General features: G+C 75.1%; 13 protein-coding genes and 1 pseudogene. 6 read left to right on the forward strand and 8 right to left on the reverse strand.

Annotated elements, in window-relative coordinates:
- Positions 1-562: pseudogene (carB, locus tag ACFVVU_RS36835) on the forward strand (carbamoyl phosphate synthase large subunit); the annotation flags it as partial.
- On the opposite strand, the gene ACFVVU_RS36840 reads toward carB, so the two are convergent.
- Together ACFVVU_RS36840 and ACFVVU_RS36845 are read right to left on the reverse strand one after the other, a co-directional pair.
- Positions 526-1014: a flavin reductase family protein gene (locus ACFVVU_RS36840; RefSeq protein WP_387794169.1), complete on the reverse strand. Its 489-nt coding sequence runs from the start codon at positions 1012-1014 to the stop codon at positions 526-528. The pseudogene carB and the gene ACFVVU_RS36840 overlap by 37 nt on opposite strands.
- Positions 1011-2006 carry a beta-ketoacyl-ACP synthase III gene (locus tag ACFVVU_RS36845; protein WP_380688044.1) on the reverse strand — a complete coding sequence of 332 codons (996 nt, stop codon included), beginning with the start codon at positions 2004-2006 and terminating at the stop codon, positions 1011-1013. The genes ACFVVU_RS36840 and ACFVVU_RS36845 overlap by 4 nt, the downstream gene beginning before the upstream one ends.
- Positions 2007-2155: 149 nt before the next feature.
- On the opposite strand from ACFVVU_RS36845, the gene ACFVVU_RS36850 reads away from it, so the two are divergent.
- The 3 genes from ACFVVU_RS36850 (at position 2156) to ACFVVU_RS36860 (ending at position 4642) form a co-directional block, all read left to right on the forward strand.
- The gene (locus ACFVVU_RS36850; protein WP_380688042.1) at positions 2156-2761 is read left to right on the forward strand and encodes a DNA-binding response regulator; all 606 of its coding nucleotides are present in this window, start codon (positions 2156-2158) and stop codon (positions 2759-2761) included.
- Between the two features lie 118 nt (positions 2762-2879).
- On the forward strand, positions 2880-3701 hold the full coding sequence (locus tag ACFVVU_RS36855; RefSeq protein WP_380688040.1) for a BTAD domain-containing putative transcriptional regulator: 822 nt from the start codon (positions 2880-2882) through the stop codon (positions 3699-3701).
- Complete coding sequence (locus ACFVVU_RS36860) at positions 3698-4642, forward strand: 3-hydroxyacyl-CoA dehydrogenase NAD-binding domain-containing protein (protein WP_380688038.1); 945 nt, start codon at positions 3698-3700, stop codon at positions 4640-4642. Before ACFVVU_RS36855 ends, ACFVVU_RS36860 begins: the two co-directional genes overlap by 4 nt.
- A gap of 64 nt (positions 4643-4706) precedes the next feature.
- Here the strand turns inward: ACFVVU_RS36860 and ACFVVU_RS36865 are convergent, their stop codons facing one another.
- The 3 genes from ACFVVU_RS36865 to ACFVVU_RS36875 all read right to left on the reverse strand — a co-directional run bounded on the left by ACFVVU_RS36865 (position 4707) and on the right by ACFVVU_RS36875 (position 6777).
- A complete protein-coding gene (locus ACFVVU_RS36865; protein ID WP_387794170.1) occupies positions 4707-5186 on the reverse strand; it encodes a nuclear transport factor 2 family protein in 480 nt (159 codons plus the stop codon).
- 61 nt (positions 5187-5247) lie between these two features.
- Entirely contained in the window at positions 5248-6132 is an 885-nt protein-coding gene (locus ACFVVU_RS36870; protein WP_387794171.1) for an SDR family NAD(P)-dependent oxidoreductase, read from the reverse strand.
- Between the two features lie 153 nt (positions 6133-6285).
- Entirely contained in the window at positions 6286-6777 is a 492-nt protein-coding gene (locus tag ACFVVU_RS36875; RefSeq protein ID WP_387794172.1) for a MarR family winged helix-turn-helix transcriptional regulator, read from the reverse strand.
- A 78-nt stretch (positions 6778-6855) separates the two neighbouring features.
- On the opposite strand from ACFVVU_RS36875, the gene ACFVVU_RS36880 reads away from it, so the two are divergent.
- Complete coding sequence (locus ACFVVU_RS36880; RefSeq protein WP_380689735.1) at positions 6856-8334, forward strand: MFS transporter; 1479 nt, start codon at positions 6856-6858, stop codon at positions 8332-8334.
- Between the two features lie 168 nt (positions 8335-8502).
- Complete coding sequence (locus tag ACFVVU_RS36885) at positions 8503-9606, forward strand: hydrolase (protein ID WP_387794173.1); 1104 nt, start codon at positions 8503-8505, stop codon at positions 9604-9606.
- Positions 9607-9679: 73 nt separating this feature from the next.
- On the opposite strand, the gene ACFVVU_RS36890 is transcribed toward ACFVVU_RS36885, so the two are convergent.
- Genes ACFVVU_RS36890 through ACFVVU_RS36900 form a run of 3 tightly spaced genes read right to left on the reverse strand, consistent with a single transcriptional unit; the run spans position 9680 to position 12350 of the window.
- A complete protein-coding gene (locus ACFVVU_RS36890) occupies positions 9680-10699 on the reverse strand; it encodes a DUF6081 family protein (RefSeq protein WP_387794174.1) in 1020 nt (339 codons plus the stop codon).
- Positions 10696-11397: an HAD family hydrolase gene (locus ACFVVU_RS36895; RefSeq protein WP_387794175.1), complete on the reverse strand. Its 702-nt coding sequence runs from the start codon at positions 11395-11397 to the stop codon at positions 10696-10698. Before ACFVVU_RS36895 ends, ACFVVU_RS36890 begins: the two co-directional genes overlap by 4 nt.
- Positions 11394-12350, reverse strand: a complete 957-nt coding sequence (locus ACFVVU_RS36900; RefSeq protein WP_380689167.1) for a pseudouridine-5'-phosphate glycosidase — start codon at positions 12348-12350, stop codon at positions 11394-11396. The genes ACFVVU_RS36895 and ACFVVU_RS36900 overlap by 4 nt, the downstream gene beginning before the upstream one ends.
- Positions 12351-12434: the final 84 nt, after the last annotated feature.

The raw sequence follows: 12434 nt of genomic DNA on the forward strand, positions 1-12434 counted from the left end.
GGTGGACACCGTGCTCGGCCCGGAGATGCGCTCCACCGGCGAGGTCATGGGCCTGGACCGGGTCTTCGGCACCGCCTACGCCAAGTCCCAGAGCGCGGCCCAACTGCCGTTGCCCGTCAAGGGCCGGGTCGTGCTGTCCGTGGCGGACCGCGACAAGCGGGACATCGTCCTGCCGGCGCTCGCCCTCGCCGGGCTGGGGTTCGAGCTGCTGGCCACCGCCGGCACCGCCGAGGTCCTGCGACGGGCGGGCGTGCCGGTCACCGTGGTGCGCAAGCACAGCGAGGGCGAGGGCCCCGACGGCGAGCAGACCGTCGACCGGCTGATCCACGACGGCGCGGTCGATCTCGTCGTCATCACCGGCCGCAGTGCGGCCGGGCCGGCGGGGCGCAGCGGGGACGGCTACCTGATCCGCACCGCCGCCGTCGCCCGCGCCGTGCCCTGCCTGACCACGGTCCAGGCCATGGGCGCCGCCGTGCAGGGCATCGACGCCCTCCAGTCCTCCGCCGGCCCGACGGTGACGCCGCTTCAGGAGCTGAGGGTCCGGTACGACCGGCCGGCGTAGACCAGCGGGTCACCGCCGTCCGCGAGCCGGACGGCGGTGACCTCGCCGACCAGGATCAGGTGGTCGCCGGCCGGGTGGCGGGCGTCGACCACGCAGTCGAGCTGGCAGAGGGCGCCGGCGACGGCGGGCAGGTCCCGGGGCGTCAGCTCGGTGTCCGCCGGGTGGAACTTCTCGGCCCCGCTGGTGGCGAACCGGGTGGCCACGGCGGACTGCTCGCGGCGCAGCACGCTCACCGCGAACTCCTCGCAGCCGGCGAGCGCCTTGTAGGCCCCGGCCGTCTCGGCCACGCAGACCAGGACCAGGGCCGGTTCCAGCGACACCGAGCAGAACGAGGTCGCGGTGAGCCCCTGCGGGGTGCCGTCGCTCCCCCGGGCGGTCACCACCACCACGCCCGCGGCGGTGCGGGCCATCGCGGAGCGCAGCTCGTCGCGGGTCACCGCGCGGCCGTTCACGGCAGCACCACCGTCTGGGCCGCGTAGTTGAGGCCCGCGCCGAAGCCGACCAGCAGCGCGGTGTCCCCGCTCGTCACCGCGCCCTCGGTGAGCAGCCTGTCCAGGGCGAGCGGGATCGACGCGGCGGAGGTGTTGCCGGTCTCGACGACGTCGCGGGCGACGGTGGTGGCGGGTGTCAGGCCGAGGCGTTCGACCATCAGCTCGGTCATCCGGAGGTTCGCCTGGTGCGGGACGAAGGCGCCGAGGTCCGCCACGGACTGGCCGGCGGCGTCCAGGGCCGCCAGCGCGGCGGGGGCCACCTCCTCCATCGCCCAGCGGAACACCCGGCGACCGTCCATCCGCATCCAGGGCCGTTCCTCGCCGGCCCACGGCGCGGTCATCCGCAGGGCCTCGGCGTAGGCGCCGTCGGAGCGGCGGACCACCGGGCCGATCCCGGGCCGGTCGGCGGCGCCGACCAGCACGGCGCCGGCGCCGTCGGCGAAGAGCAGGGCGCTGGTGCGGTCGGTCGGCTCGACGATGTCGGTCATCCGTTCGGCCCCGATCACCAGCACCCGGCGGGCTCCCCCGGTGCGGACGGTGTCGGAGGCGACGGCCAGGGCGTGGCAGAAGCCCGCGCAGGCGGCCGACAGGTCGAAGGCGGCGGCGCGGTCGGCGCCCAGCCGGTGCGCCACCACGGCGGCCAGCGCGGGCGTCTGGACCAGGTGGGACATGCTGGCCACCAGGACGAGGTCGACGTCGCCGGCGCGCACCGCGGCCCGGTCCAGGGCCCGCCCGGCGGCCTCGGCGGCCATCATCGGCAGGGTCTCGTCCGGTCCGGCGAAGCCGCGCCGGCGGATTCCGCTGCGGGTCTCGATCCACTCCGGGGTGGAGTCGATGCTCCGGCACAGCTCGGCATTGTCGACGCGCCGGCGGGGCCGGTAACCGCCGACGCCCAGTATTTCGCTGTGTCCGGTGCCGGCGACGCGTATTGGTCGTTTCCGCGCGTACCCCACTTCGGTTCTCCATTTCGCCGTCCACTACCGGGCGAGGCGATCCTCACAATCCGACCTGGAATAGCCCTTGAGCCTCGCTGGGCAGCCGTACAATTCAACGGACGCGGGGCCCGGCGGACGGGCGGACGCGAACGGGGAAGGGGGACTCGGTGATACGGCTGCTCATCGCCGAAGACGTACGGATGGTACGCGGCGCACTGGTGGCGCTGCTCGAACTGGAGCCGGACGTCAAGGTGGTCGCGGAGGTCGGCAGCGGCGACGAGGTGGTGCCGGCCGCGCTGGAGTCCCGACCCGACCTGGCGGTCCTGGACATCAACCTGCCGGGTCTGGACGGCCTGGACGCCGCCGAGCGGCTGCGGGCCCGGGTGCCCGGCTGCCGGGTCCTGCTGCTCACCAGCCTGAGCCACCCCACCGTGCTGCGGCGGGCGCTGTCGCTGCCGATCGCCGGGGTGCTGCTGAAGGACGCGCCGCCGAGCGAACTGGTCTCCGCGGTGCGCCGGGTGATGGCCGGTGAGCGGGTGGTCGACCCGCAGCTCGCGCTGAGCTTCTCGCTGCCGACGGACGGCCTGCTCACCCCGCGCGAGGTGGAGGTGCTGCGGTTGGCCGCCGAGGGCGACGACGTGCGGCAGATCGCCCAGCAGCTGCACCTGTCGGTGGGGACGGTGCGCAATTACCTGACCGCGATCGTCCAGAAGCTCGACGCCCGAAACCGGATCGACGCCGTCCGCATAGCCCGGGAGGCGGGCATGATCTGACCGCCCCGGGCGGCCCGGGCATGAGAAATTCACGGTCCGCGCGTGAGATCATCACTAGGACCTCCGGAACTCCTCATGCAATACTCCAGGAAACCGACATTTCCATGGAGGCACACGTATGGACATCAGTGTTCTGGGGCCGCTGGAAATACGAATCGACGGAAACTTCATCGTGCCGAGCGCCGGAAAGCCGCGACAATTGCTCGCGCTGTTCGCACTGCGGGCGGGCCGAATAGTCCAGGTTCCCACGCTGATGGAGGAGGCCTGGGGGGCGCGGATACCGCGCAGCGCCCAGACGACGCTGCAGACCTACGTCCTGCAACTGCGCCGCCGGATCGCGGCCGCGTTGCCGCCCGGCGCCCCCCAGACGGCCAAGGAGGTGTTGGCCACCCGGCTCGGCGGCTACCAGCTGACCGGTGCGGTGCACGACTCCGACCTGCGGACCTTCCAGCGGCTGACCGCCGAGGGCAGCGCGGCCCTGGACGCCGGGGACGCCCGCCGGGCGTCCGACACCCTCGGCCGCGCGCTGCGGCTGTGGCGCGGCCCGGCGCTGGCCGACGTCCCGGTGGGGCCGGTGCTGGAGACCGAGGTGCTGGGTATGGACGAGGCCCGCACCCGGACCGTCGAGCTGCGGGTGGAGGCGGACCTGCAACTCGGCCGGCACGCCGAAATCCTCGGCGAACTGCGGATGCTGACGGCCAGGCATCCTCTGCACGAGAACTTCTCGGCCCAGTTGATGATCGCCTACTACCGCTCGGGCCACACCTGGCGCGCCCTGGAGACGTACCAGCGGCTGCGCGGCGCCCTGGTCGGCGAGCTGGGCGTGGAACCCTCCCGCCGGGTGCAGCGACTGCACCAGCTGGTCCTCGGCGGCTCGCCCGGCCCGCTGCGGGCCGACCTTCCCGAACTTCCCGAATTCGCCCTGGAGGTGTCGCGGTGACCACCCGTCCGAGGACCTACCGCAGCGCGGCCGTGATCGGCACCGGCACGATCGCGCTCGGCTGGATCGCCCTGTTCGCCGCCCGGGGGCTGGAGGTGCGGATCAGCAGCACCCGCGCCGACGCCCGGGAGCACGTGACGGCGGCGCTGCCCCTGTACGCGGCCTCACTTCCCGACGGGCCGGCCGATCCGGCCGCGCTGGCGGCCCGGCTGGTGTTCGCCCCCGACCTCGCGAGCGCGGTGGCCGGCGTCGACGTGGTGCAGGAGAACGCCCTGGAGGACCTCGCACTCAAGCAGCGGCTGTTCGCCGAGGCGGCCGCGGCCGCGCCCGGGGCCCTGCTGCTCTCCTCCACCTCGACCCTGCTGCCGGACGACCTGGGGGCCGGGCTCGACACCCCCGGCCGGGTGGTGGTCGGCCACCCGTTCAACCCGCCGCACATCGTGCCGCTGGTCGAGGTGGTGGCCGGCCGGGACGCCGCGCCGGAGACCGTCGAGGCGGCGGTGGACTTCTACCGGTGGCTGGGCAAGACACCGGTGGTGCTGCGCCGCGCGGTGCCCGGCTTCGTGGCGAACCGGCTGCAGTCGGCACTGCTGCGGGAGAGCATCCACCTGGTGCGCGAGGGCGTGGTCACGGTCGACGAGCTGGACGAGGTGGTGACCGCCTCGATCGGGTCCCGCTGGGCGGTGGTGGGGCCGTTCCACGCCTTCCACCTGGGCGGCGGTCCGGGCGGGTTGCGGCACTGGCTGGAGCACCTGGGCAGCGGCCTGGAGCGCAGCTGGGCGCTGCTCGGCTCGCCGCCGGTGGACCGGGAGACGATCGACACCCTCCTGGCGCAGGCCGACGCCTCGTTCGGCGCGGTGCCGTACGAGGAGCTGGCCGCCCGCCGCGACCGGGGGCAGAACGCCGTGATCGCGGCGGCGGCGCGGGCCCGCGCACGGTGACGCCGCTGCCCCGGGCGGGGAGGAGGGGGCCGGCCGTCCCTCCCCGCCCGGGGCGGCGGCCCGCTCAGAAGGACGCGTGGTCCTGCGTCACCCGGCGCTCCAGGGTCCGCAGTTCGCCGCCCTCGCGGACCAGGACGTCGCGCACCACGCAGGCGGGTGCGACGACCGGCTGGAACTGCCCGGGCCGGGTGGTCAGCACCACGGCGTAGAACTCGGTGTGCACGCTGCCGTCGGGCTGCTCGCGCACGTCGAGCATGTTGAACCAGTGCCGGCGCTGCACCGGGTCCTGGGCGAAGCGCCGCTCGTTGTAGGAGTCGACCTCGGCGGCGATCGCCTCCCGGCCGCGAACGGCGGGCGCGTCCGGCGAGTGGTCGAACACGCCGTCCGCCGCGAAGGTCGCCGCGAACGGCTCGGCCCGCACGGCGTCCAGGTGCTGCATCTGGCGGGCGTAGAAGAGCTGCACCTCCGCGTAGAGCCCGGTCAGCGCCGGGTTGGCCACGGGGGCGGGGGTCGTGGTGGTCGTGGCTGTCGTGGTGCTCTGCACCGGCTTCCTCCTCGGTCGGAACGGCTTCGCGGACGGTCCCGGTCACCCTCGCCGGGTGGGCTCAAACCGTCCTGGAGCCGGTCTGGAGGAACTCCGCCGCGTGGTCCTCGACCCAGCCGCGGAAGGTCCGGGCCGGCCGGCCGGTGATCTCCTGGACGGTGGTGACCAGCGGCGGCGGCACCCGCCGCAGGTACTCCTCGACGCCCAGCAGCGCCCGGGCGTAGGGCTCCGGAAGCCGGTCGCCGACCAGCCGCACCCAGGCCCCGGCGCTCAGCCGGCGGACGGTCAGCGGACGGCCGGTCACCTCGGCGAGGATCCGTACCCGTTCCGGGGTGTCCAGGGCCTGCGGCCCGGAGAGCACCAGCGGCCCCGGCCCGGTCCCGGCGCCGAGCAGGACGGCGGCGGCGACGTCCGCGATGTCCCGGGGGTCGATCACCGGCAGGGCGAGGTCCGGGTGGACGGCACCGATCACGCCCGGGCCGCGCACGGCGGGGATCCACTGCCGGGCGAGCGAGGCGAACGGCCCCGGCCGCAGCACGGTGACCGACCGGCCGGTGGCCGCCAGGACGGCCTCGCCCTGCCGGTGCTTGCGGAACAGCGGGTTGTCCCCGGCCGGGTCCGCGGGTGCGGCGGGCGCGGCGGCGGAGAGCAGCACCAGATGCTGCGGGCCGCGGCCGGCCGCCGCGCGCAGCGCCTCGGCGACGGCGGCGCCGGCGTCGTCGGCCAGCAGGACGAAGGCCTGCTCGACGCCGTCGAGCGCGGCGCGCACGGCCGCCGGGTCGGTCAGGTCACCCGGGGCGAGGTGGATCCCGGCGGGCAGCAGGGCGGCGGCCCGGGCCGGGTCGCGGACCAGAGCGCGCACCTCCGCCCCGTCCTTGAGCAGTCGGCGGGCCAGATGGCTCCCGACCGCCCCGGTGGCTCCGGTGACCAGCACTTTTGTCGGCATGCCGCCTCCCGCGGATCTGTGCGGGCGGCGCGGTGCCGCCCGCCGACCAGCGAAGCGCGGGCGGCTCGAAGAACGCTCCAGCGGGGCTCGGCCGGGGCGGTGGTCGTCGGGGTGGGTCGGTCGCGGGGGTGGGTCGGTCGCGGGGGTGGTGGTTCAGTCGCGGGAGCCGGAGGCGCCGTTCTCGTAGGCCTCGATGGTGCGGACGAACAGCGCGCGCTCCTCGGGCGCCAGCGGCTCGAAGGCACTGCGCCAGGAGGCCGCACCGTTCGCCAGCCATCCTTCGATCGCCGCCCTGGTCTCCGGTTCCTCCGTGATCGCCACGATCGTACGACGACGGTCCGCCGGATCGGCCTTGCGCTCCACCACACCCTGCCGGCTGAGATCACTCACCATCAGACTCACCGTCGTCGGCGCCACCTCCAGCCGCGCCGCCAGCTGATTCACCGGCATCGGCCCGTCGAACACCAGATAGGACAGCATCGACAGATGACGGGGCGCCAGATTCGCCGAACGCAAACGCTCGGGCACCGGCGTGCGCTTCAACCGCGCCGCCACCCTCGGCATGAGAAGCAGCATCGCACGGACCGCCTCATCGGCACTCAGACCACCCCCGGGCACGGCGTCGGACGCGTGTTCCGTTGACATCCCTCCACCCCTCCTCATAACTTTGCTTTCAAAGCAAAGTCTCTGTCCGCTCCCCCAGAGTACCGGAAGGGGCGTCCCATGCCCGTGCCCCGGCCAGCATCCGAGCAGTTCAACCCCCGTCGCTGGGCCGCCCTGGTGGTCACCATGGCGGCCACCGTGATGGACCTGATCGACGGAACGGTCCTCCAGGTCGCCTTACCCACGCTCCGCCGCGAGTTGCACGCCTCCTCGACCCAGCTCGAATGGGCCATGGCCGGGTACACCCTGGCCTTCGCCTCCGGCATGATCACCGCCTCCCGGCTCGGCGACCGCTACGGCCGGCTGAAGGTCTTCCAGGCCGGGCTGGTCGCCTTCACCCTCACCTCGCTGGTCACCGGCCTCTCCGTCAACCCGGAGATGCTGGTCACCGTCCGGATCCTCCAGGGCGCCTCCGCCGCCCTGATGGTGCCGCAGGTGCTCGCGATGCTCCGGGTCGAGTTCCCGCCCGTCGAGCAGCAGCGCGCGGCCACCGTCTACGGCCTGACCTTCTCGATCGGCGGCGTCGGCGCCCCGCTGCTCGGCGGCCTGCTGCTGAACGCCGACCTGTTCGACCTCAGCTGGCGGCCGATCTTCTTCGTCAACGTGCCGGTGGGCATCGCCGCGCTGATCGGCACCGTGCTGCTCTGCCGCGACTCCCGCTCCGAGTACGCCTCCAGCACCGACGTGCGCGGCCTCGTACTCGCCACCGTCGCCGTGCTCGCCCTGCTCTACCCCCTGGTCGAGGGCCGCACCCTGGACTGGCCGTGGTGGACCTTCGTCGTCATGGCCGCCTGCCCGGTGCTGCTCTGGCTCTTCGGCCGCTACGAACGCACGGTCGTCGCCCGCGGCCACACCGCGCTGATCGACCCGGCGCTGCTGCGCGAACGGGCCGCCCTCGGCGGGCTCTCGGTCGCCGTGCTGTTCTTCGCCGGCGCCGCGTACCCGGTGGTCCTGACCGTCCACCTGCAGAGCACCGTCGGCTTCTCGCCGCTGCACACCGCGCTCACCATGGTGCCGGCCGCCGTCGGCGTCGGCCTCTTCTCGCCGTTCGCCACCAAGCTGCGCCAGCTCGGCCGGCCGCTGGCGGTGGTCGGCTGCCTGGTGCTCGCCGCGGGCATGGGCCTCACCACCCTCGCGGTGGTCCGCTACGGCACCGGGCTGCACTCCTGGCAGCTGATCCCGGGTCTGCTGGTCGGCGGCGTCGGCATGTCGATGGCCTCGGGCGTCCTGATCGCCACCGTCCTGGCGAAGACGCCGGGCCACCACGTGGGCGCCGCGGCCGGGCTGGTCAACACGGCCATCCAGATCGGCACCGCCTCCGGCGTGGCGCTGCTCGGCACCGTCTACTTCGGCCTGCTGGACGGCGGCCACCCGCCGATCCGCTCCGCCGCGACCGGCCTGCTGGTCGTCGTCGGCCTCTACCTGCTGGCCGCCCCGGCCGCGATGATCCTCCCCGGCGGCCGTCTGGTCTTCATGGCCGCCCGCCCCCCGCAGCAGACCCCCCAGGAACCGGCCGACGCCGGGGCCGCCAAGGCCTGACGGCGGCCCGCACGGACGCACCGGCGTCGGCGGAGGGGCCGCACCGGTCCCCGCGCTCCTTCCGCCGACGGCGGGCGGGCGCGACCGGAGGTCCAGTGGGTCTCCACCGGGCGGAGGGAGGCTGCGCTTCTCCACCGTTCTCCACCGTCCCCGGAGGGAAGTGCCGCCGTGAAGGAGCATTCCGACCTGACCGAGGTGTGCCGGCTGGCCTCGACGCACGCGCAGCGGGCCGAGCGCGAGTACCGGCTCGTCCCCGAGGTCGCCGAGGCCGTCCGGGAGGCCGGGTTCGCCCGGCACTTCGTCCCCGCCGCGTGGGGCGGCGACGAGGGCGGCTTCGGCACCTGTCTCGACGCCGTCGCCGAACTGGCCCGGCACGACCCGTCCGCCGCCTGGTGCGCGTCGATCGCCGCGACCCTCGGCCGGATGGCCGGGTTCCTGCCCGAGGAGGGCCGGCGCGCCCTCTGGGCGGACGGCCCGGACACCCTGGTGGCGGGGGCTCTGGTGCCCGCCGGCACGGCCGTCACCGAGGACGGCGGCTGGCGGCTCGAAGGCCGCTGGTCCTACGTCAGCGGCATCGACTCCTCCGACGCCGCGCTGCTCGCCTGCCTGGTGCCGGTTCCCGGCGGCGGGCCGGACGAGCGGGAGGCGCGGTTCCTGCTGGTGCCCCGCCCGGCCTACCGGGTCGAGGAGACCTGGCGGACCGTCGGCATGCGCGGGACCGGCAGCCACACCCTGGTGCTGGACCCGGTGCACGTCCCCGCCGGGCACACCTTCACCACCGGCGAGCTGCTGGCCGGACGCCCGGCCGGCGCGGCGCCCGCGCCGCTCGCCGTCGCGCTGCGCGACGTCAGCGGGCTGACCTTCGCCGCTCCGGTGCTGGGCGCGGTCCGCGGCGCGCTGGACGCGTACGGCGCCGCCGCGGTCCGCCGCAAGCCCTCGGCCGCGGCCGAGTCCGCGCTCGCCCGGGCCGCCGCCACCACCGACGCCGCCGCGCTGCTGCTGGCCCGGGCCGCCGAGGACGCCGACCGGGGTGAGCGGGGCGAGTGGCGGGGCGCCCGGGCGCAGCGCGACCAGGCGGCCGCCGCCGAGCTGCTGCTGGCCGCGGTCAACGGGCTGGCCGCGACGGCCGGCACCGGCGCGCTGCAGGAGGAGGCGCCCTTCCAGCGGTTCTGGCGGGACGCCACCACCGGCGCCACGCACGCCGTCCTGCAGTGGGAGCCGGCCGCGCACCGCTTCGCGACCGCCGAGCTGGCCGGCCGCCGGGCGGGCTGACACCCCGGTGCACACGGGAGGGGGCTGCGGGCCGGTGCCCGCAGCCCCCTTCGCGCTGCCGTGCGGTGGCCGGTCAGCCGGCCGGTTCGTCGGTGACGGTGTAGTCCCCGATGGTCAGCTCGGCGCCCTGGCCGAAGAGCCTGCTGCTCTCCAGGCTCTCCTCGTCGACGAAGGCCTGCTCGTGCGGCTCGCCGGCGTCGGGGCGGAAGTAGGTGGTGGCCCGGGAGAGCCTGACCAGGCCGCGCCCGGTCGGCCAGGAGCCGTCCAGCAGGCTCAGCATGCCCATTCCGAAGCTGAGTTGGCGCGGCTCGACCACCGTCAGCTCGCCGCCCTCGTCGAGGGTGAGGGTCTCGCGGGCGAGCGGCAGGCCGATCCGGTCCACCCGCAGCACCTCCTGATCCTCCAGCAGCCAGCGGACCGCGCCGGCGGCGCGGTCGTAGGAGATCCGCACCCGGTGGCGGTCGTCCGGGGTGCGGTCGAGCAGCGGCACGGTGCAGGCGAAGGAGCCGTACCGGCCGAGCAGGCGGCGGGCGAAGTTGGTCCGCCCGTAGAAGGCGTACAGCCGGCGGTTGGTCAGGATGAAGTCGAAGGCGACCGAGGTCTCCGGGTCGATGGTGTTCAGCATGGCGCCGGCGAGCCGCAGGTCGTCCTCGGGGTCGCGGACGGCGTCGCCGAACGGGTGGCCGGCGGTGCCGTAGGTGCGCCCGGAGACGGTGGCGGAGACGGACAGCACCCGGCCGGGGAGGGCGTCGAAGCCCTGGAAGCCGGAGGCGGCGGTGCGGTTGACGTAGGCGATCCACTTGGCGTGGTCGGCGAAGCCGGGCACCACCCCGGCCTGGCCGCGCTCACTGGGCACGGTCCGGGTGTAGGCGGGCTCGCCGGTCTCCGGGTGGCGGCCACGGGAGGCCAGGCGCAGGCCGTCGCCGGTGACGGTGAGGTCGGCGTCGTCGGCGATCAGCTCGGGCGTGGCCTGCACGTGGCGCCAGCGGGCGTCGGGGCCGGTGGCGGCCAGGCCGTCCCGGAAGTCGTCCCGGAAGAGCACGGCGGCGTCGGTCGCGGCGGCGGTGTCGGGGGTGCGGGCGGGCGGGTTCATCGCGGCTCCTCGGGTCGGGTGGTCGGTGCGGCCTGGGCGAGCAGGAGGTCGACGACCTCGGCGAAGGATCCGACGACCGGGTCCGCTCCGGCGGCGGTCAGTTCGGCGGCGGTCGCCGCGCCGTACGAGACGCCGATGACGCGCATGCCGGCGGCGCGGCCCATGCCGACGTCGGCGACGCCGTCGCCGACCACCACGCAGGAACCGGCCGGCAGGCCGAGGCGCTCGGCGGCGTACCGGGCCATCGCCGGGTGCGGCTTGCCGTGCTCGACGCTGTCGTGGCCGGCCACCGCGGTGAAGGCGTCGGCGGTGCCCATCAGGGCGAGGATCTTCTCGGCGGCCCCGCGCGGCTTGGAGGTGGCGACCGCGAGCCGCAGCCCGGCGGCGGTCAGCCGGCGCAGTCCCTCGGGCACGCCCGGGTAACAGAGGGCGGCGCCGGCGGCCGTCAGGTGGGCGCGGAAGCGGGCCTGGTAGTCGGCGGCGGCAGCGGCCACCTCGGGGCCGTCGGCCGGCCGGCCGAGCAGCCGGGCGAGGCTCGGCTCCAGCGGCAGGCCGACGGTCGCGCGCAGCTCGTCCGGGTCGGGGCGCACCCCGCGTTCGGCGAGGACGGCGGTGAGCAGGGCGGTGATGGCCCCCGGGGTGTCGGCGAGGGTGCCGTCGAGGTCGAACAGGACGCCGGCCGGCGCGCCGCCCGTCATGCCCGCTCCCCCTCCGGCCCGGATCCGGGCTCGGAGTCGGAATCGGAGTCGGCGAGGGCCGCGAGCGCGACCGACAGCTCGCCGGCGAGGGTGGCGGTGCTCAGCAGCAGGGAGCGGCCGGCCTTCGCGGTACGGCCCTCGGTGGCCCGGGAGACCGCCTTCATCAGGAACGGACTGACGGCGTTGCCGGTGACCCCGGCGGCGTCCGCCTCGGCGAGCGCCCGCTCGATCGCGGTCTCCACCACGACCGCGTCCAGCGCGTCCTCCTCCGCGACCGGCGTGGTGAGCAGGACCGTGCCGCCGCCGTTGACCTCCCAGTGCGCCCGGACGGTGCGCGCGGCCTGGCGGACATCGTCCACCCGGTGGACCGGGACGTCGGTGGCGCGCGCGTAGAAGGCGGGCAGCCGGTCGGTGCCGTAGCCGAGCACCGGCACGCCGGCGGTCTCCAGGTACTCGGCGGTGAGCCGGGCGTCGAGGATGCTCTTGGCGCCGCCGGAGACGACGGTGATCCGGGTGCGGGTGAACTGGAGCAGGTCCGGTGAGATGTCGAAGGTCTGCTGGGCGCGGCGGTGCACGCCGCCGATGCCCGCGGTGGCGAAGACCGGGATGCCGGCCCGCTCGGCGATCACGATGGTGCCCGCCACGGTGGTGGCTCCGGCGCCGCCGCCGGCCAGCACCGGTCCGATGTCGCGGGCGCTGACCTTGGGCACGCCGGGGGTGGTGCGCAACCGCTCGATCTGCTCGGCGTCGATGCCGACGAGCAGCCGGCCGTCGAGGATGCCGATGGTGGCGGGCACGGCGCCGCCGTCCCGGACGGCCTTCTCGATGGCGAGGGCGGCGTCGACGGACGGCGCGTTGGTGATCAGCGAGGATTCGAGCGCGACCACCGGCCGCCGCTCGGCCAGTGCGGTGCCGACTTCCTCGGTGATGGCGAGGAGCTGGTCCACGGCCATCGCCTCCTTTCCGGACAGGGCTGGTCGTCGTGGGTGTCCGCAGCCTGGCCGGGGCGGCTGGAGCTGTGGTCGAGCGGGCGTGGA

The sequence above is a fragment of the Kitasatospora sp. NPDC057965 genome, from assembly GCF_042887135.1.
Taxonomy (GTDB): Bacteria; Actinomycetota; Actinomycetes; order Streptomycetales; family Streptomycetaceae; genus Kitasatospora.